Source organism: Anaeroglomus insulsum (assembly GCF_050689095.1).
Lineage (GTDB): Bacteria > Planctomycetota > Phycisphaerae > Sedimentisphaerales > Anaerohalosphaeraceae > Anaeroglomus > Anaeroglomus insulsum.
This window is the reverse complement of the sequence record NZ_JBOGCL010000011.1, coordinates 140,425-158,761: the sequence shown is the minus strand read 5'-3', so window position 1 is coordinate 158,761 and position 18,337 is coordinate 140,425. Positions and strand designations below refer to the sequence as shown.

The following is an 18,337-nucleotide window of genomic DNA, read 5'->3' as shown; positions in this document are numbered from 1 at the left end:
TTTATCCATCCGGGTCATGGCCTCCGAGCCGTTGGCGGCCGCCTTCCTGGCCTCCGATGCCAGGGTATTGGCCTGGACGGCATTGTCGGCGTTCTGTTTGGTCATGCTGGACATTTCTTCCAGGCTGGAGGAGGTCTCTTCCAGACCGGCGGCCTGCTCAGTGGCCCCCTGGGCCAGCGACTGCGAGGCCGCTGATACCTGTCCGGCCGCAGCGGCTACCTGTTCCGCTCCTGCGGTCAGACCTTCAATAATCTGATTGATTGGCAGGGTAATACTGCGGGTAATGAACATAGCCATAATGATACCTGCGATGATACTAATTCCTAATCCTATAACCATTGTCATTGTGGCGGTATTCAAAGAATCTGCGGCACGAGTTGACGTATCGGCAGCTCCTTTCATTGCTCCCACAGACGTATCTTTGGCCAGTACTGTGGCATCCGTGCTGACAGCAGCAGCCTTTTGTGTCAGTGTTTCCTTGTCAACCCAGTTTTGCAGAAAGTTGTCCATGCATCTGGCATATGCGTTCCCAGCGTTGCGGCAGTCTTCAATCTGTTTGAGATTGACCTCTTGTTTAGTGATGGCTTTGAGTGAATCCAGTTTGGCATTGATCTGATCAAACAGGCTGCGGCTTTTCTTCAATTCCTCCATATCGCGATTAGCGATGGCTTTCCATGTGCCGACACGAATCGTATTTCCAAGGCTGATAATCTCATCGACCAGTTTGATTTTGACAATGCGATCCCGCTGCACGTCAGTAATCGTTTTGATGTCGCCTTTGTTGTCCGTTTCCGCTGTGTTGAGCGTCTGGTTCATCATGGAAAATTGACTATCAAGAAACTGGGTGCACGAGCTCATGAATTGGTCCGCCAGCAGACAGGAATTCTCCTTTTCCTTCTGCATCTGATTCACAAGGTTAATCCGCTGATTGAATAGGGTTTCGTACTCCGTTATTTTGGCCGTGACGGCATCGACTTCATTGACTAACTGTGTATTATTAAATTTCCGCCCGTGTTCAGCGGTGGTTTTCAGGTTTTCTTTGACTTCCCCCAATTTCCCCATTGCTTCTTCAAGATACTGACTGTTTTCAGTATAAGCATAACCCCGTGCGGCAAACATGGTTTGCTGAACCGTTCGTTCGATGTTATTGACCAAAACCACTTCAGGTACAATCTCCTGGGCCAGTTGTGTGGCGGTTCCTTTGACACCCAGCATGGACCAGCAGGCAAGACCTCCCAATGCTACAGCAATCAGGATAAGCAATCCAAATCCGAGGCTGATTTTTGCTGACAGTTTCATGTTCTTGAACATACAGAATCTCCTTTCTGAATGACACCTTACGTTCGTTTAGCTCAACGAACGCCCCACAAAAGAACCGGCTGAGCTGCTGCTCGGTTTCGAGGCTTTACAATGCATGACGGCTGACTCTACTGCATCTATCGGAGTAAAACCATTCTAATCCGAATAGGAAAAATACTGACTAAAATGGGTGCATCTGAAATACCAAAAATGCATCCAGGCAAAATGTCTGATAATCGATTTCGCAAAACCGAAATAATGCCAATAAAATCCGGCATGGTGGAATAGTAGCGGGACTGATGTAAAAACAGACTTTAGATTTCAATCGAGACACGAATCCAAATCAGTGGGGATTAAAAGAAGAAAAAAAGAAAGGATGAGTTTAAAAGCCGTCCGATAATTGGATTTATTGTGTTGTATTCACAAAAACACACACATTATTGCGCCTCTGGGAACAAGCTGTCTTTGATTAATCAAAGGCAAAAGGCTGGGATTAGGGATGAAAAATCATCTGGGAAAGTCGGCCCAGGTAATCGGCATCCATGGCGTCAAATGCCGCCGGCTGATCACTATCGCCGTCCAGAACAGCTTGTACAAGCCCTTGTTCATTTTGCACAGGAATCACGATTTCCGACCGACTCTTCGGATCGCAGGTAATATGGCCGGGAAATAGGTGTACATCCGGCACGATGATCGGTTGATTCTGATTTACTCCCGCCCAGCAGACGCCGGTGTTGGTTTTGAGTTTCTGACAGGCCAGCGTCCCCTGATACGGCCCGACCAGCAGTTGGCCATCGACCAGTCGATAAAATCCCACCCAGTAGAAATGCCCCATCTTGTGATACAGCAGAGCGGCTGCGGTGGCCATGCGGCTGATTGGATCCGGTGTAATTTGATATAAATCGGCCAGTTGATTCAAGAGACGTTCATAGCGTCCGGCCTTTTGTGGTGCTTGAAGTGGGCTCATTGATAATCCTTGATCGCGTTGTGAATCCGCCGGATGGCTTCCTGCAGCATGGACCGGGTACAGCCGTAATTGATTCGCAGAAAACCCGGACCATCGAATTCTGTCCCGTCGGAAAGCCCCACTCCGGCCTGTTCAAAAAATTCGACCGGCTTTTCGAGTCCCAGCGGGCGAGTATCTATCCACCCCAGATACGTTGCCTCCGGGGTGTCCATATTCAGACAGCCGGTTTGGGCTATTGCCTGACAAAGCAGATCACGATTGTGCCGCAGATACGCAATCAGACGCTTGTGCCAGGTCTGTCCCTGTCCAAACGAAGCCAGTGTGGCCAGGTATCCGATGGCATTAACATGGGGAACGATGCCGAATGTGGACTTGCGAAACCGCTGCCGCAATTGCGGATTCGGTATAATCGCCATCGCGCAACTCAGCCCGGCGACATTGAATGTCTTGCTGGCAGCCATCAGGGTAATCGTCATATTGGCCGCTGCTTCATTCAATGTGGCCGTGGGGATATGTCGGCGGGATTCATCCAGCACCAGGTCGCAATGGATTTCATCCGAACAGATCACGATATTGTGTTTTAGACAGACTTCGACGATGGATTCCAGTTCCCGCCTGTCCCAGACCCGGCCGGTAGGATTGTGCGGACTGCACAAAAGCAGCAGGGTGGTTTTATCCGTGATGGTGTCTGCGAATCGCTCGATATCCATTTCATAGCGGCCGTTGTGATGCGTCAGAGGGCAGCGGAGCAGGGCCCGCTGGCTATACTCCGGCGCCGAAAGAAATGGCGGGTAAATAGGCGTAAACGATACAATCTGTTCATCTGCGGCGGTCAGCCCCCGGCATACCACATTCAGACCGCAAACCAGCCCCGGAAGCCATACAATCCAGTCCTCCTGGATTTTCCAGCCGTGCTGGGAATAAATCCACTCCGCAGTGACTGCGTTCAATTCCGAGGGCCTGACCGCATATCCAAATACCCCATGTTCAGTGCGCTGACGCAATAGTTCAATGACCGCATCCGGGCTGCGGAAGTCCATGTCCGCCACCCACATCGGCAGAATATCACGGTTGCCGTATCTGGCCCATTTCAGGCTGTCTGACTGGCGCCGGTCTATCGGTGTATCAAACCAGGGATCGTGATGAGGCATTCGGTTTTGTTTGAGTGCAAGGGTTTAATATTTTCGCGGAGGACGATTCTGGTAATTGCTTCGGCGGAATCCGTTTTCACTGCCATTGGACGTTCCGCCTGCTGCCGGTGTTCCGGCAGAAGCCGTTGAGGAAGAGACAGGGCCATCTTCCAATTTCCCGAAGATCATCCGTCCGGCAGAGGTCTGCAGGGCACTGGTTACCGTAAAGTTAATCATCTGGCCGATACGGTCATTACCGCCTTCGACCACGACCATGGTGCCGTCGTCAAGATATCCGACGCCCTGACGCGGATCTTCACCCATTCGGATGATTTTGACCTGCATGCTTTCACCGGGTAGCGTTACGGTTTTGAGTGCATTTGCCAAGTCGTTAATATTGACCACATCCACGCCGCGCAACTGAGCGACCTTATTCAGATTATAATCGTTGGTCACTAATCTGCCGTTGCAGTTCTTGGAAAACGCCACCAGTTTCTGATCCACGCCTGCTTTATCTTCGATGCCCGGCGGTGGGGTATCATCCACGATGACCTCAACCGACGGATTATGCTGAAGTTTATTGAGCATATCCAGGCCCCGGCGTCCGCGATTGCGTTTCATTTTGTCCGCAGAATCCGCAATCAGCTGCAGTTCATTGAGCACAAACCGCGGAACAATCAGCGGGGAGTCAAAAAATCGTGTATTGGCAATGTCTGCAATACGCCCATCAATAATTACCGAAGTATCCAGTACCAGCGGACGAAGTCCTTTAATCTGACGGGAAAACTCAAGATAGGGGATCACAAACCGGAAATCGTCTTTGGTGCGGACCACAATACTGATGGTCAAATAGCAGATGCACATCCCGGACATCCAGATAATCATCCGCAGAGTCATCTCCTGCAATTGGAGGTTATAAATCTCGTTAATCATCTCAATGACCCGGGTCATCGCCCAACTGATGAGAATTCCGACCAAAAGCCCAAAGAAAATACCCGCCAAAGCGGACAACGATTTTTTGGGAGTCAGCCATTCGGTAATAATGGTGATAATGCAAATTGCCAGGCCAACGATAAAGACCTTGATATCCTGTTCACTTTTGGCCGTTTCATTGAGGCCGACCAGCAACACAGAAGCTGCTGTCAAAAAGAATAAAAAGCGGATAAAATATAGCAACATTATTCAGTCCTTTCCTATAAACAATTACGATAAATTATAAAACACCCTTGATGAATAAGACTTTACAGTATAATCCATCTTTCATTTTTTACAATCTTTTGTGACGATTTGATTTATCGGACTAATCCTCAAACCAATCGTATAATTTCTGTTCTTTCTCTATACAGATTTCGTCTGTTGACAGAATGTTTCATCATTGTTTTTAGAATTGTTTGAATCCGTATTTGGACATTAAGTCGGCATCCTGGTGGGTCGATATGTGTCTGAGATAAAAGAATAAGGCTGTCAGACCGTATTGACATTGAGTTATCGAAATTTGGGAAGGACATGGCAGATGTCGCTACAGACAAAACTTCAACCGAAGGGATTGCTGGACTCCGCCTTGGAAGCCATTATCAATGTGGCACGCCATAAAGGAGTTGCTTTTAACATTGATCTGGCAAACAATCTACCTGAAAGCTTTTATTGTGATAAAACCAAGCTGACACAGGTCTTAGCCGCACTAAGCGATCAGGCTGTCAGACGGACTTCACAGGGGTCGGTGACCATTCATATGACCTCCGCCGAATGCCATGACAACGGGATATTGCGGATAGCGTTTTGCGTGGAAGATACAGGGCAAGGGGTGGATCCGGATGGGATAAGCCAGGTTTTGGATCTGGACATTCCTATCGGAAGCTGGCCCAAAGAATATAGTGGGAATGATGCTGCTGTTGCGTTGCGTATGTCGGCCAAGCTGGTTGATTTGATGGGGGGCAAGTTGGAATGCAAATGTATCTCTGGCCAGAATACTCAGTTTTATTTCACAATTCCAGTAAAACAGGATGGTAAATTGTCAGATTCATTGCAGATTCCGGCTCAACCCGTCTGTGCCACGGTAGGCACCCCTGCTCCTAGCCCCACTGGTTCTGCTGGACAAGCATCACCAACCGTATCTGCAAAAGTACTTGTGGTGGATGATGTTCCGGAAAACAGGGCGTTGGTCGAAATCTTACTCAAGAAAATGGGCCACAAATCATCGTTGGTAACCAATGGGCTGGAAGCCGTTGAACTATGCAAAAAAGAGAAATTCGATGTCCTTTTAATGGATATTCAGATGCCTGTGATGGATGGTCTGGAAGCAACCCGACAGATTCGTGCTGAAGGATTGAACACCAAATCAACAATCATTGCAATGACGGCTTCCGGCAACAAATCCGATGAATTTGCCGCACTGGATGCAGGCTGTGATGATTGTTTGCCTAAACCTGTTGACAAAAAGAAGTTAGAACGAAAATTATGGCGGATTGTCGCCCAGCTCCAGCAGCTCAGTGATGCAGAAGCGGGCAAGCAGATTGTCTCTTTTCTGGAAGGGGATCCGGATTATCAGAAGGCCATCGAAACGTTTGTTGAAAATCTGCCAAATCGGGTGGATGAAATCAAGAAGGCCTATGAGAAAGGAGATCTCAAAGACCTTGCATTCAAAGTCCACGCATTAAAAGGTTTAGGCGGATTTGCGGGGTTTCCGGTCTTTACAGAAAAAGCCAAGATTATGGAACAGTCGATCAAAGCCAATGAAATTGATAAAGTTCAGGCCCAGGTCGATGAACTGGTTCAGCTCTGTTTGCGAACGAAACTAAAAGGTGAAATACAGATGTAATATAGTTATATCTATCTATAGATTTTACAGCCATACACCAAAGCTTTCCGTGATTCGGAGAGCTTTTTTTGTTTTTACAGATTCAATCTGGCTGAATATCAATTAGGTCTCAATTACTCAAAAAGGTTTTGTACGAATCAAGCAAAGTTTTCGATTTATTTGGTCTTGCTTTTCGATATAATACCCCATCGAAAGCACGAAATTGGCCTGGCAACGGAGTCTTTTTTTCTCATGTACGAATCCAAAGACAACACAGGGCTGGATAAGACCAGTGACTCAGAGCTCCTGGAGCGTTATCGCAAGGGAGAAGAGGCCGCATTTCGTGAGATAGTAAGTCGATATAAAAACTCTCTTTATGCTTTTTTGAGGCGTTTTATTAGCCAGCAGGATGTGGTAGAAGACGTCTTTCAGGAGACATTTTTACAACTTTACAGCAGCCGAGACAGTTTTGACCTGGATCGGCCCCTGCGTCCCTGGTTATTTACGATTGCAGCCAACAAAGCCAAAGATGCTCTGCGGAAAATCCAGCGGCAGGCAACGATGAGTATGGGGACGATGGCCGATGCCGGGGATGTGTCCATGGATGAGGTGGTCAATATTCTGACCAGTTATGAGACCACCCCGGAAGATGAGGTTAGCCGGGACGAAACGTCGGTTCGGGTGCGACAAATTATAGCGGAAATGCCGGATAATTTGAGAGAAATTTTGCTTCTTGCCTATTTCGAGCAATTTTCTTACAAACATATGGCCGAAATTCTCAGTATTCCTATAGGGACGGTTAAAAGCCGACTACATACAGCAGTAGCACATTTCATGAAAAAGTGGAAAGCTGCAGACCGAGGTAATAATAACACATGAGACTGAGTAAGGAACAACAGCAGATCATATTGGACTTTTATTTCCGCTGCGGGACGGAAGAAGATATTGCCCGCGGACGCGATTTAATTGCCTCCAATCCTGAGGCAGCACGTCTTTACGACGGTCTTGAATCGACATTAACGGAGCTGGATAGTATAAAATATGAACCTTGTCCTGATAATCTTGCGGAATTGACGATCGCAAGACTGAAGCTGGCAGCATCCTCCTGTAAAGCTGGACAATCCAATCTCGAACGGCTTCTTGCCGCCGAACAGCAAAAGGCCGCCTTTATCCCCGCCGAACAAACACGAAAAAGTCCTGTATTCCTACGGAAATTCTATGATATTATGGCCACTGCGGCGGCTGTGATTTTAATGGCGGGGGTGGCTTTTCCCACATTTGCTTCAATGCGTGCTCATAGTCAGCGGGTTAGCTGTGAGGCGAATATGGCCCGAATCGGCCAGGGATTTGGCAGTTTGATCCGGGATAATGAGCGTTTAACCGGGGTGAAATTGACCGCAGGGGCTCCCTGGTGGAAGATTGGGGATCAGGGCAGTCAGCCCCAATCCAATACCCGCGTTGCCTGGCAGCTTATTAAGCAGGATTATGTCAAGCCTGAGACCTTTATTTGTGCCGGCCACAAGGGCGGTCAGCCCGTTTCTGCCCAGCAGCTTCTTGAGCAACTCCACGATTTCCCCTCCCGCAACAACATCAGTTACAGTTTTATGATTATTTGTGATACGATGGGTTCCATGGAAGGCAAGTCGCGTCGGATCATTATGAGCGATATGAACCCTGTATTCAGACGGATCCCCGAGTGCGGCAACAGGCAGTATGACAGACTCAATGAATTTGAAAAAGTGCTGTTGACTGATCAGCTCAAGAAGATGTGCAGTCCCAATCACGGCGCGCGTGGGCAGAATGTCCTGTACTGTGACGGCAGTGTGGAATATGTCAAGCAGCGTATTGTAAACGGGGATGATATTTTCACGATTCGGGGCGTGGAAGCCTACACAGGTACCGAGATGCCCCTCGATGAAAATGACATTTTTCTGGTCCCCTGAGACGCCGAAATTTTTCTCCCGCCTGTTCCATCGTATTTGAGTAATCAAAAATATCTTTTCTGTATTGCATCCCTCCTGTGTCCCACGTATGATTATATCCGGCGGGTATGTCCCTGGGATGGAGGTCTAAGTCTATCGGTTCCAGGGTATTGTGCCGCGAATGCTGGTGCTGGACGGACTGTATCTAAAGCAACAAGGGTTGGTCCTGGGTGAAAAACCATCTGTTAGCTGTTCGCCGAGTGGTCCGGCACCGTAAAATGGATACCGCATAATCGGAGAAACAAACGTGGTGTACGATGTAAACAGAGTTCCCTCCCCCTGTTATCTGATTGACCTGGGCCTCCTGGAGAAGAATCTCAGGATTCTGCAGTTGGTTCAGGCGAGGACTGGGTGTAAAATATTGCTGGCTCTGAAGGGGTTTGCGGCATGGAGTACCTTTGGGCTGTGTCGGCAGTATCTGGCAGGGGCAGCGGCAAGCAGCCTGCATGAAGCCAAACTGGCACGTGAGTATTTCGATAAGGAGGTCCATCTCTGCGCCCCGGCATACCGGGATGATGATATGGAAGACTATATTCAGATTGTCGATGATATTGTCTTCAATTCATTCAGCCAGTGGATGCACTTTCGGGATAAAGTATTGAAAGCTCGGCGGAAAATACGCTGCGGCATCCGCGTCAATCCGATGCATTCGGAGGTCAAGACCAAGATTTACGATCCCTGTGCTCCCGGCTCCCGGCTGGGGATGCTGCGGGAAGGTTTCAGGGAAGACCAGCTTGACGGTATCACCGGCCTGCATTTTCATACCCTGTGCGAACTGAATGCCGACTCACTGGCTCGGACGCTGCCGGCAGTCGAAAGGCACTTTGGTGACATCATCCGCCGGATGGAGTGGATGAACTTCGGAGGGGGACATCACATCACCCGGTCGGATTACGATATCGATCTGCTGTGCAACCTGATTACCGATTTTTATCATCGGTATCCCAATATTCAGACTATTTATTTGGAGCCGGGCGAAGCGATAGCCCTTAATACCGGTGTGCTGATTGCCACGGTACTGGATATCGTCCACAATGCGATGGATATTGCGATTTTGGATACATCGGCCAGTGCTCATATGCCGGATGTGCTGGAGATGCCGTACCGCCCCAACATTACCGGCGGGGATTTGCCGGGTAAAAAGGCCCATACTTATCGGCTGGCCGGGCCGACGTGTCTGGCCGGGGATGTCATCGGGGACTATTCGTTTGATCATCCGCTGAAGATTGGCGACAAACTGGTCTTTGGTGATATGGCCCATTATACGATGGTCAAGAATACCATGTTTAACGGGATTAATCTGCCGGATATTGTCCTTTACGATCCTGTGACGGACCAGTATAAGGTCCAGCGGCACTTTACCTATGAAGATTTCAAAGGACGATTGTCCTAAATCGATAGACACAGATAGCCATCAGCCATCGAATCGAAATCGGGAGGCAGTATGGGCAAGAAAACTCTGTATAGCACGATGTTTCGGTGTGAACCGGGTGTTCGCCACCGCTTAAGCCGCTGGGATCCCGATGCCACAGCAGGCCTGGATAAACAGCAGGCTCAGGAGCACTTCGAAAAAGCCATCAAGAGATTGCAGGAGCTGGAATTTCTGCTCTATGCCGAAAATAAACATTCAGTGCTGGTGGTGCTGCAGGCGATGGATGCCGGCGGCAAGGACGGAACCATTCGCCATGTTTTTGGGCCGTTGAATCCGCAAAGCTGCAGGGTTACGTCTTTCAAGACGCCAACCTCTGTGGAGCTGTCGCATGATTTTCTCTGGCGGGTTCATGCGGTGACGCCGCGTCTGGGAGAAATTGCCGTGTTCAACCGGTCGCATTATGAGGATGTCCTGATTGCGCGTGTAAAAAATCTTGTTCCCAAAGCAGTGTGGTCCAGGCGGTACCAGCAAATCAATGATTTTGAGCGTCTGCTGGTCGAAAACGGGACCCATATTCTGAAGTTCTTTCTGCATATCAGTAAGGACGAACAGTTGCGAAGACTGACAAAGCGGCTCGAAGACCCGACCCGCTACTGGAAAGTGGACCCGGCGGATTTTGAGGAACGCACATTCTGGCGGGACTATGAAAAGGCCTATGAAGAAGCATTCACCCGATGCAGTACCGATGCTGCCCCGTGGTATATCATCCCCGCCAATCACAAATGGTTTCGGAACCTGGCGATTGCACGGATACTGATTGAGACGCTGGAGGGACTTAAGATGAAATTCCCGGCCCCCCAATATGATGTATCCAAAATCAAGGTGAAATGACGGATAGGATAGATATACATAATTGATCAGATGACCATTGATCCAGGATGTTTAAATGAGGACTGATTCTGTACAAGATAGTAAACCAAACACTTTATTGTATAAAGTATTATTTCTCCTTGCATTCACGGCCTGCTATTTTGTCTGTCGGATTCCCCTGATTCATGAGCCTTTATTTTTTGAAGAAGGGATTTTTGCGGAATTGATAGTTCATCAGCCTGTTGGGCCGCATTATAATATGTACGGTCGGATTGATGGCCAAAATGTGTATGCCAGGATGTCGCATCCAGCAGGCCCTTATGAAGTGCTTCGTTTGGCGGGGAAGCTTGGGCATGTTTTCCTGGCTGATCCTCTGTATGTTTATGATGACATTATTACGCCGCGATTGCGGATTTTGAGTGTATTGATTTCGTGGTGCGCATGGATGACGATCGCTTTATGGGGCTGTCTTGTTGCAAAAAACAGATGGGCTTGCCTGGTTATAGCTGTTGCGGGAATATCTCCGCTGGCAATGAAAACATCCACCGCTTTACAAATTGACAACACAGCGGGAGTATTGATTTGCGGGATTGCCGCGGTATTGATATATCAAGCTTTCCGATGTTCAGGCAAAGGCTGGCTGCCGTATTGTCTCTGTGCAGGGGCGGGATGTATTGTAGGGCTTGGCAAGCAGGAATGGTCCATTGCATTGCTCGCGGCGATTGCAGCAGGTTTGCTTTTTGTCAGGCCTCAGCATCGAGAAGTCAGTGTTCGTGATGAACTGCGTTTTGGATTCAGTATGGTGGCAGGACTGCTGTTGGGGAATGCAATCAGTTTTATCTATGATCCAGAGAACTACGTTTCGGCCTTCTATACGATGAAAGGGCTTTCGCGTTTTTCTGCGAATGCCACAGGCAATTTATTGGATTCGTTGAAAAGCAGAATTCCCTTTCTGGTCAGCTATTGTCTTCTGGCCATGCTGATGGGGCTGTATATGTTTTCAGGCAGGCCCAAATCATTTTCAGATCGAACCTTGTTTTTTTATGGTAATTTTCTATTCCTGCCATTTTTGGCCTCCCAAAGTTATGAATTGAGGTATTTTGCCCCTGCCCTAGTCGTCATCACGGTTGGATGTATGGGGTCCATACCCTTTGTTGTTTCATTCCGCCAACGAGTTGCCACTCTGGCTGTTGCTGGTTTGATTTTGATGTCCTCTGGGGTCTTTTTGTATGGTTATACACCGGATCGGAATATCCAGCTGGAAATGATCCAGCAGGGGACACTCAAATCCGAGCCGGGAACTCTGCTGTTCGTGAATAGCGGAGCAGGATGGAATAAACCCCATATTGATTATATTGGCGATACGATTGGGATCCAATCGGCATATAAAGTTGCAGAACGAAACGGCAAAAAATTACTAATTCCACCTTCACCAAACCAATCAGAACAGTAGGCGAAAGCCGAACTCTATTGCCTTCTGTTATCGATTGCGGTCCTGCAGTTTAGCCAGCAGGCGTAGAATTTCCAGGTACAGCCAGACCAGAGTGACCATCAGGCCGAAGGCGCAATACCATTCCATGTATTTGGGGGCGCCCTGACCTGCTCCCTGTTCGATCATGTGGAAATCAAGCACCAGATTGAGTGAGGCAATCACAACCACAACAACCGAAAACAGAATGCCCATCGGGGTTGAACTATGGATCAGCGGGGCATTGACGCCAAAGACGCCCAGGACCAGTGAAATGATATAATAGAGTGCGATAGCTCCTGTGGCGGAGGCAACTCCGGCAAGGAATCGCTGTGTGGGGCGGATAATCCCTGAGCGATAGGCAATCAGCAGGCAGGCCAACACCCCAAAGGTCAGAAAAACAGCCATAAAGACGATTCCCTTGTATTTCGTCTCGAAAATGGCGGAAATTGCACCCAGAGCCAGGCCTTCAAGAATGGCATAGATGGGAGCAGTCATGGCCGACCAGTCTTTTTTGAAAATGGTGACCATTGCAACAATAAACCCTCCGATTGCTCCGGTCATAACCCAGGGAGCTGCAGAGGCAGGGGCCAGAGATGTTTTGTACCATGCCCAGCTGCCGGTAACCACGGCCAGAAGCAAAAGCACAGCAGTCTTGTTGATTGCCCCGGAAATGGTCATGGCCTTCTCCCCGTAGTAAGGGATGGCCTCAAATATTTGTTCGTTTAAAGCAGGATTGCTTGTTCTCATTGCATATCTCCAATTCAATCATTATTCCAGTAATTAGTACGGTAGTCGATTGTATTGGTTCTCTGGATTGAGTCAAGTTTAAACGCGGTTGAACTTGGGGGGGAATTGGGCCGTAAAATGGACAATGTTATAAAGGATAATCGATGCGATGGCGATGGATGACATTTTATGCCTTTTTCTTTGTGTTTTTTCTGGGCTGTTCGGATCGTCAGCCCCAAGGGTCAGGGGCCTCTGCGCCCATAGATAGCCCCCAACATATAGGTGAACCGATGGAAAATCAGAAAGTGGAGTTGACGGATTGGCAATGGAAACAAAGGCTGGATCCTGTGCAATATAATATATTACGTAAAAAAGGTACAGAACGGCCATTTACAGGCAAGTATTATCTAAAGCCTGAAAAAGACGGTACTTATGTCTGTGCCGGATGCGGCAATGTAATCTTTAAGACGGCCAGCCAGTTCAATTCGCATTGCGGCTGGCCAAGTTTCAGCCAGGCCCAGCCCAATAGCGTTCTGGAAAGCCCGGATACCAGCTATGGAATGGTCAGGACGGAGATTACCTGCGCTCGATGTGGGGGGCATCTGGGGCATTTGTTTGACGATGGGCCGGGGCCTACGGGATTGCGTTATTGCATCAATTCAGCGGCAATGGAGTTTAATGAAGACCCATAGCCGGCAAGCCACGGTACCCAGCTTAAAACCGTTATGATTGGTACGGATAGGCGGATTTCTGAGGCTCTCAAAAAGAATTTTCTAAAAAACGACAGAAAATGACAGATTGTGTTTGACAATGGATGTCGAATCCGTGTAGAGTTACTTTTAGAACAATGCCGCATCAAGTTCCCTCGGGGTGCGGTACAATTGGAATAACGAGGGGTTTGCAATGTGGCTCCGCTGTGAGCCAAGGAGATTCATGTGAGTAGCGGTACAGTCAAGTGGTTCAACGAGAAAAAAGGTTTTGGTTTTATTACTCCCGATGATGGCGGCGAAGATCTGTTTGTGCATTACAGCAATCTTGCGACCGAAGGCTTCCGCACCCTGCGTGACGGCCAGAAGGTTCAGTTCGACCCCGCCAAAGGCCGCAAGGGGATGGAAGCGACCAACGTTCGCCCCTGCTAAGTAAGGTTTTTGACGCAACGCGACAAATTCCACGGGCCTGTGTAAAAGCAGGCCCGTTTTTTTTGCCTCACCAAACGATTGATTCCTTTGGATAAGGATGCCGGTGTATCGCCATTTCCCAGCGAAATCGTCGTGTGAGAGGGAGACTTTGCCGGCCATCAGTTGGATTCTTTAGGGATATTGTTCTCCCGGAAGAACAGCCCCAGGAACACGCTGACTGCGACGGCCATGATGGCAGGAACCAGCCAGATGGAAGTCCAGTGGTGGCCGGTAATCTGGCCGTTCTCCACGATTTGATAGTGTTCGGCAACCAGGCCGGATGCCCGGGCCCCCAGCATCATCCCGACACCATAGGTCACCAGGGTAAACAGACCCTGGGCGCTGGCCTGAATCTGCTGAGGAGCTCTTTTGCCCACGTAAATCTGGCCGATGACAAAGAAAAAGTCATAACAGACGCCGTGGAGTGCAATTGCAATATAGTAAAACCACAGCAGAGGGCCGGGATTTCCATAGGCGAACAGGGCATATCGTGCGCCCCAGGCCAGAATGGCGACCAAAAGCATTTTCTTGATTCCCAGGCGGGCAAAGAAAAATGGAATCGCCAGCATAAACAGGGTTTCAGAGATCTGGCCGAGTGTCATTTTGCCGGCGGCGTTGACGACCCCGACTTCGTTGAGAAACAGGTTGGTGAAGCTGTAATAGAAGGTCAGCGGAATGCAAATCAGAAGGGCACTGATGATAAAGACGGTAAACGAACGGTCTTTGAGAAGCTGCCATGCCTTAACGCCCAGAATGTCATTCACGCTGATTTTGTGTCCGGCCGATGCCGGCGGTGTCGTCGGCAAAAAGAATGAGAAGATACCCAGTACTATCGACGCCCCCGCGGCAATCAGCAGGGGGATGTTTTGATCTTCAATTTTCATAAAGCCGATCAGCAGGCCGGCGACAATCCATCCGATGGTTCCCAGGACGCGAATGGCCGGAAACTGTTTTTCGGTGTTTTGCATCTGATGAAAGGAAATGGTATTGATTAACGCCAGTGTGGGATTATAGCAAATACTGTAAATCAGCAAATACCAGAAGATTGCTCCGGAAGATTGGGCATGGGCGGTCAGATATAAAAATACGCCGCCCAGCAGGTGCAGGATGCCCAGAATTTTTTGAGCCGAGAAAAAGCGATCGGCAATCATGCCCACAAAGAACGGAGCGATCAGTGCACCCCATGGCATGGTACTGTAGGCTTTGCCGATGACATCGCCGCTCATGCCCATCCCTTTGCCGAGGTAGGTGCCGAGCGTGACATACCAGGCACCCCAGACAAAAAATTCCAGAAACATCATGACCGATAATTGGATTTTGGTTTTGGTGTTCATCATCAGGCCCATTCATAATAGAGGTTTATCGCTGGGACAGCCAGCGTGCTGCAAATTCAATATCTGCCAGGCGTTGATCGCCCGCTTCCCGTTCGATGGCAAGGACGCCTTTGTAGCCGGCATGGCGAAGGGTGTTGATAAACCGCTCTGCCTGCACATCCCCCTGAGACCATACGACCTCGCTGCCCCAGGTGCCGGGCACTGCGGTCCGTTTGGCATCCTTGATATGGACATGTCGGATCCAGGGGCCAAGAACGGCAACCGCATCAATTGGATTGCCCTGGTTGTATAAAATCATATTGGCCGGGTCGAAGTTGACGCCAAGAGCAGGGTGATTCAGTTGTTCCAGAAACTGTTTTAACTGCTCGGCGGTTTCCTGCCCGGTTTCCATCAGCAGCGTAATGCCTTTGCTGCCGGCCTGGTCGGCCATAAACCGGACGCGTTCCAGCAGTTTTTGAGCACCCCGAATATCCGTGTGGTCAATAAATCCAATATGGGCCGACAGGTACTTGGCCTTGAGTTCGGCGGTCACGTTGACCGCGGACAGAAAGATTTCTTTATTGCGGTCCCAGCAGGCATCGGGAACAATCCCCCCGGTTACGCGAATGGTATCCAGCGTCGAATAGTCTTCCTGCGGAAAACCGATCATCGTGGAGCTGATGCTCCAGTCAGCTTTGCGGATAAAATCCAGATATTCCGAAGAATGCTCGATACACCACGGACGCAAATCCAGATGGATATGCTGGATACCCAGTTGGTTCATGGCTTGCCGTATGGCCTGGGGAGCCATCTGGAGCGACCAACTGCAAACGCCAATAGGGTTGTTCCCACATGTAAGCATAGTTTACCTCTGTATTCAGGTTAAAGAGCAATCGTATTTCCGGTTTGGGCCGACTGTTTTTCCGCCTCAATGAGACGGACCGACTCGCGTGACTGGAACGGCGTTATCCGGCTGCCGTCCACGGTGCCGGCAAGCCAGTCTTTGAAATAGTGAATTTCATGAAAATACCCATCCTCCGGCTGGACTGAGGGGGTTACAGGCTCCTGCCGGCCGGCAAACAGGCGAAATGCCGGCGTTTGACGACAGTCGTAAATCAGGGTCGCCTTTTCCATAAAGATGGTAAAATCCATCCCGAAGGTATAGGACTCGCTGGCCAGCCAACTGCCCTGAGCCGTGATGACCGTATTATCCTCGTACAGATATTGGGTGTCGATGTGCCACACCGACTGATTCTGTGTCAGCGTTCGGGTCTGGACGGCTTTGGGAAGACCAAACAGCGAATGAATAAAATCGGAGTCGTGAATGTGCAAATCCAGCACCATCCCGCCGCTTTTGGATTCATTGGTCAGCCAGTTGTCGCTGCTCCATCCCGGAGGAGAACAGAATCGGCGAAACTGAGCGGCCCTGACCCGGCCGTACTGGCCGGATTGGATCATCTGACGCGCGGCATCATACTCCGGCCAAAACCGGATACAATGGGCAATCATCAGCTTCTTTTGGGTCTTGTCTGCGGCCGCAATCATCCGGTCACACTGTTCAAGAGTGAGTGCCATGGGCTTTTCGCACAGGACATGAATGCCTGCCTCCAGAGCTTTGATGGTATAGTCGGCGTGAAGCCAGGTCGGGGTCGTAATCGATACCGCGTCAATGCCGGATGACCTGAGAAATTCATCGTAATTGCTGTAAAATTGAATCGATTTCAAATCCAGCGGCTGTCCCTGGCCTTTGATATTGCCGATTAGTTCCGAAGCCTTTTGCTGGATATGGGGGTCGATATCAAACACCGCAACCACTCTTGCATCCTTCTGGCGGTTCCAGCAATTCAGATGCATTCGTCCCATGAATCCAAGTCCGACGATTCCTACTTGCAGCATAAATCTTTTCCTTATCTGTTGTCGGTCTTTTGTATCTGCTCTAATTGCAGAGTCATGCGGTCGAGTTTCTTTTGCCCATCGTCATATTTATTAAAGGCATTGCGAAGATGATTTCCGAGGACTTTCCATTCGTCTCCAAAGGTGTTCCAGTCGCCGGCCAGTTTCTGCAGGTTGGTCCGAATGGTTTCGGCCTGTTTTTCTATCGCCATTCCATGAAGCCCCATTACTACAGTCATCAGGTAGGCATACAGGAGATTCGGAGATACTGGGATGACTTTTCGAGATCGGGCATAATCCGACAAGTCGGATTTATCGTTGCTCTGGCGGACAATGATTTCGTAATAGACATTTTCAGCCGGAATATACATGAGTGCGAAATCCAGCGTTCCTTCCTCCGGTAGAATGTAACTGTCGGCAATCTTATCCACGTGTTTGGTGACATCATTCAAAAATTGTCTGCGAAGCCGAATTCGCTCGTCGTCAGTTTGGGCTTCCGTCAGTTTCACGAACGATTCGAGCGGGAATTTGGCGTCGATGGAGACACTGTAATCGGCCAGCTTAATCAGGGCGTCCACCTTGCGCCCGTTGCGGAATGTATATTGCAGGGCATAATGGTCAGCCGGCAAAACCGCTTTCAGGAGAGTTTCAAGGGAATATTCACCCATCAGCCCCCGCAGTTTGGGAGCCTGGAGAATATTTTGTAATCCGCGAAGCTCGGCGGACAGTTGAACCATCTGTCGGCTTTGGCCTTCGATGGTGCCCAGCTGCTGCTTGAGGTCGCTGAGGGTCTTGGTATTGCCGGTTAGAAATGCTGTCAGATTCTGCTGGCCGGATTGCAGATTCTGAGTCAGAGACTGGCTCAGCGATTCATTGGCAGCACGTAGCTGGTCTAACTGGGCTGAAAGCATCGATACACTGCTTGTTTGGGATGATAATTCCCGACGGGTCGCCAATAGAGTATGAAAAAGATATGCTAATATCCCCAGAACAACCAAAAGCAGAACCATTAAAGTGATAAGCAGGGCAATTTGCATAGAAGAAAAAACTCCAGTAACTGGATAATTAAAATCTTGTAAGCTCTTATTCAAAAAGAATATGCGAAAAAAACAAAGGAATCAAGAAAAAAAGAATACAGGATATATCTTGTAATATATATAGATTATTATGAGATTTACAGCTAAAAAATCTTTGCAAATCCGGTTTGTGGGGTTTATACTGTTTATAACACCACTTGAAAATGAATGCAGAGGATATTTGGATGGGAGATAGCATGGATGTTTTAAGACAATCAAATGATTGTGTTCCGGGGGGAGCACATACACATCGTATTTACAAC

The 18,337-nt window shown here is 49.0% G+C and carries 17 protein-coding genes; 8 read left to right on the top strand and 9 right to left on the bottom strand.

Features of this window, described 5'->3' with window-relative positions:
- The 4 genes from ACQ9LF_RS11045 to ACQ9LF_RS11030 all read right to left on the bottom strand — a co-directional run.
- Window positions 1–1,311: CHASE3 domain-containing protein (locus tag ACQ9LF_RS11045; protein WP_462489461.1), on the bottom strand; the 1,311-nt coding region annotated here is incomplete at its 3' end.
- 481 nt (window positions 1,312–1,792) lie between these two features.
- Window positions 1,793–2,266, bottom strand: a complete 474-nt coding sequence (locus ACQ9LF_RS11040; protein ID WP_462489460.1) for a GAF domain-containing protein — start codon at window positions 2,264–2,266, stop codon at window positions 1,793–1,795.
- On the bottom strand, window positions 2,263–3,417 hold the full coding sequence (locus tag ACQ9LF_RS11035; RefSeq protein WP_462489459.1) for a MalY/PatB family protein: 1,155 nt from the start codon (window positions 3,415–3,417) through the stop codon (window positions 2,263–2,265). Before ACQ9LF_RS11035 ends, ACQ9LF_RS11040 begins: the two co-directional genes overlap by 4 nt.
- 24 nt (window positions 3,418–3,441) lie before the next feature.
- On the bottom strand, window positions 3,442–4,575 hold the full coding sequence (locus ACQ9LF_RS11030) for a TRAM domain-containing protein (protein ID WP_462489458.1): 1,134 nt from the start codon (window positions 4,573–4,575) through the stop codon (window positions 3,442–3,444).
- A gap of 334 nt (window positions 4,576–4,909) precedes the next feature.
- On the opposite strand from ACQ9LF_RS11030, the gene ACQ9LF_RS11025 reads away from it, so the two are divergent.
- From ACQ9LF_RS11025 to ACQ9LF_RS11000, 6 genes are all read left to right on the top strand, one after another.
- A complete protein-coding gene (locus ACQ9LF_RS11025; RefSeq protein ID WP_462489457.1) occupies window positions 4,910–6,214 on the top strand; it encodes a response regulator in 1,305 nt (434 codons plus the stop codon).
- 231 nt (window positions 6,215–6,445) lie between these two features.
- Complete coding sequence (locus ACQ9LF_RS11020) at window positions 6,446–7,072, top strand: RNA polymerase sigma factor (RefSeq protein WP_462489456.1); 627 nt, start codon at window positions 6,446–6,448, stop codon at window positions 7,070–7,072.
- Entirely contained in the window at window positions 7,069–8,136 is a 1,068-nt protein-coding gene (locus tag ACQ9LF_RS11015; protein ID WP_462489455.1) for a hypothetical protein, read from the top strand. The genes ACQ9LF_RS11020 and ACQ9LF_RS11015 overlap by 4 nt, the downstream gene beginning before the upstream one ends.
- 286 nt (window positions 8,137–8,422) lie before the next feature.
- Window positions 8,423–9,568 carry a carboxynorspermidine decarboxylase gene (gene nspC / locus ACQ9LF_RS11010; protein ID WP_462489454.1) on the top strand — a complete coding sequence of 382 codons (1,146 nt, stop codon included), beginning with the start codon at window positions 8,423–8,425 and terminating at the stop codon, window positions 9,566–9,568.
- Window positions 9,569–9,619: 51 nt separating this feature from the next.
- Window positions 9,620–10,438: a polyphosphate kinase 2 family protein gene (locus tag ACQ9LF_RS11005; protein ID WP_462489453.1), complete on the top strand. Its 819-nt coding sequence runs from the start codon at window positions 9,620–9,622 to the stop codon at window positions 10,436–10,438.
- Window positions 10,439–10,949: 511 nt separating this feature from the next.
- On the top strand, window positions 10,950–11,870 hold the full coding sequence (locus tag ACQ9LF_RS11000; RefSeq protein ID WP_462489452.1) for a hypothetical protein: 921 nt from the start codon (window positions 10,950–10,952) through the stop codon (window positions 11,868–11,870).
- 27 nt (window positions 11,871–11,897) lie between these two features.
- On the opposite strand, the gene ACQ9LF_RS10995 is transcribed toward ACQ9LF_RS11000, so the two are convergent.
- A complete protein-coding gene (locus ACQ9LF_RS10995) occupies window positions 11,898–12,635 on the bottom strand; it encodes a Bax inhibitor-1/YccA family protein (protein ID WP_462489451.1) in 738 nt (245 codons plus the stop codon).
- A 269-nt stretch (window positions 12,636–12,904) separates the two neighbouring features.
- On the opposite strand from ACQ9LF_RS10995, the gene msrB reads away from it, so the two are divergent.
- Window positions 12,905–13,306 carry a peptide-methionine (R)-S-oxide reductase MsrB gene (msrB, locus tag ACQ9LF_RS10990; RefSeq protein ID WP_462489463.1) on the top strand — a complete coding sequence of 134 codons (402 nt, stop codon included), beginning with the start codon at window positions 12,905–12,907 and terminating at the stop codon, window positions 13,304–13,306.
- A gap of 243 nt (window positions 13,307–13,549) precedes the next feature.
- The gene (locus ACQ9LF_RS10985; protein WP_462489450.1) at window positions 13,550–13,753 is read left to right on the top strand and encodes a cold-shock protein; all 204 of its coding nucleotides are present in this window, start codon (window positions 13,550–13,552) and stop codon (window positions 13,751–13,753) included.
- A gap of 158 nt (window positions 13,754–13,911) precedes the next feature.
- On the opposite strand, the gene ACQ9LF_RS10980 is transcribed toward ACQ9LF_RS10985, so the two are convergent.
- The 4 genes from ACQ9LF_RS10980 to ACQ9LF_RS10965 are packed head-to-tail and all read right to left on the bottom strand — an operon-like array spanning window position 13,912 to window position 17,909.
- Complete coding sequence (locus ACQ9LF_RS10980) at window positions 13,912–15,129, bottom strand: nucleoside permease (RefSeq protein ID WP_462489449.1); 1,218 nt, start codon at window positions 15,127–15,129, stop codon at window positions 13,912–13,914.
- A gap of 22 nt (window positions 15,130–15,151) precedes the next feature.
- Window positions 15,152–15,967, bottom strand: a complete 816-nt coding sequence (locus ACQ9LF_RS10975) for a sugar phosphate isomerase/epimerase family protein (protein ID WP_462489448.1) — start codon at window positions 15,965–15,967, stop codon at window positions 15,152–15,154.
- Window positions 15,968–15,987: 20 nt separating this feature from the next.
- Window positions 15,988–17,001, bottom strand: coding sequence for a Gfo/Idh/MocA family protein (locus tag ACQ9LF_RS10970; RefSeq protein ID WP_462489447.1), 1,014 nt, complete (start codon window positions 16,999–17,001; stop codon window positions 15,988–15,990).
- Between the two features lie 11 nt (window positions 17,002–17,012).
- Window positions 17,013–17,909, bottom strand: a complete 897-nt coding sequence (locus ACQ9LF_RS10965) for a DNA recombination protein RmuC (RefSeq protein ID WP_462489446.1) — start codon at window positions 17,907–17,909, stop codon at window positions 17,013–17,015.
- Between the last annotated feature and the right edge of the window lie 428 nt (window positions 17,910–18,337).

Bases quoted from the DNA above. Each gene is read 5' to 3' on its own strand.
- ACQ9LF_RS11005 (WP_462489453.1), top strand. From the start codon at position 9,620: ATGGGCAAGAAAACTCTGTATAGCACGATGTTTCGGTGTGAACCGGGT.
- ACQ9LF_RS10995 (WP_462489451.1), bottom strand. From the start codon at position 12,635: ATGAGAACAAGCAATCCTGCTTTAAACGAACAAATATTTGAGGCCATC.
- ACQ9LF_RS10975 (WP_462489448.1), bottom strand. From the start codon at position 15,967: ATGCTTACATGTGGGAACAACCCTATTGGCGTTTGCAGTTGGTCGCTC.
- ACQ9LF_RS11025 (WP_462489457.1), top strand. From the start codon at position 4,910: ATGTCGCTACAGACAAAACTTCAACCGAAGGGATTGCTGGACTCCGCC.
- ACQ9LF_RS11015 (WP_462489455.1), top strand. From the start codon at position 7,069: ATGAGACTGAGTAAGGAACAACAGCAGATCATATTGGACTTTTATTTC.
- ACQ9LF_RS11030 (WP_462489458.1), bottom strand. From the start codon at position 4,575: ATGTTGCTATATTTTATCCGCTTTTTATTCTTTTTGACAGCAGCTTCT.
- ACQ9LF_RS10965 (WP_462489446.1), bottom strand. From the start codon at position 17,909: ATGCTTTCAGCCCAGTTAGACCAGCTACGTGCTGCCAATGAATCGCTG.
- ACQ9LF_RS10980 (WP_462489449.1), bottom strand. From the start codon at position 15,129: ATGATGAACACCAAAACCAAAATCCAATTATCGGTCATGATGTTTCTG.
- msrB (WP_462489463.1), top strand. From the start codon at position 12,905: ATGGAAAATCAGAAAGTGGAGTTGACGGATTGGCAATGGAAACAAAGG.
- ACQ9LF_RS11035 (WP_462489459.1), bottom strand. From the start codon at position 3,417: ATGCCTCATCACGATCCCTGGTTTGATACACCGATAGACCGGCGCCAG.
- ACQ9LF_RS11000 (WP_462489452.1), top strand. From the start codon at position 10,950: ATGAAAACATCCACCGCTTTACAAATTGACAACACAGCGGGAGTATTG.
- ACQ9LF_RS11040 (WP_462489460.1), bottom strand. From the start codon at position 2,266: ATGAGCCCACTTCAAGCACCACAAAAGGCCGGACGCTATGAACGTCTC.
- ACQ9LF_RS11020 (WP_462489456.1), top strand. From the start codon at position 6,446: ATGTACGAATCCAAAGACAACACAGGGCTGGATAAGACCAGTGACTCA.
- ACQ9LF_RS10970 (WP_462489447.1), bottom strand. From the start codon at position 17,001: ATGCTGCAAGTAGGAATCGTCGGACTTGGATTCATGGGACGAATGCAT.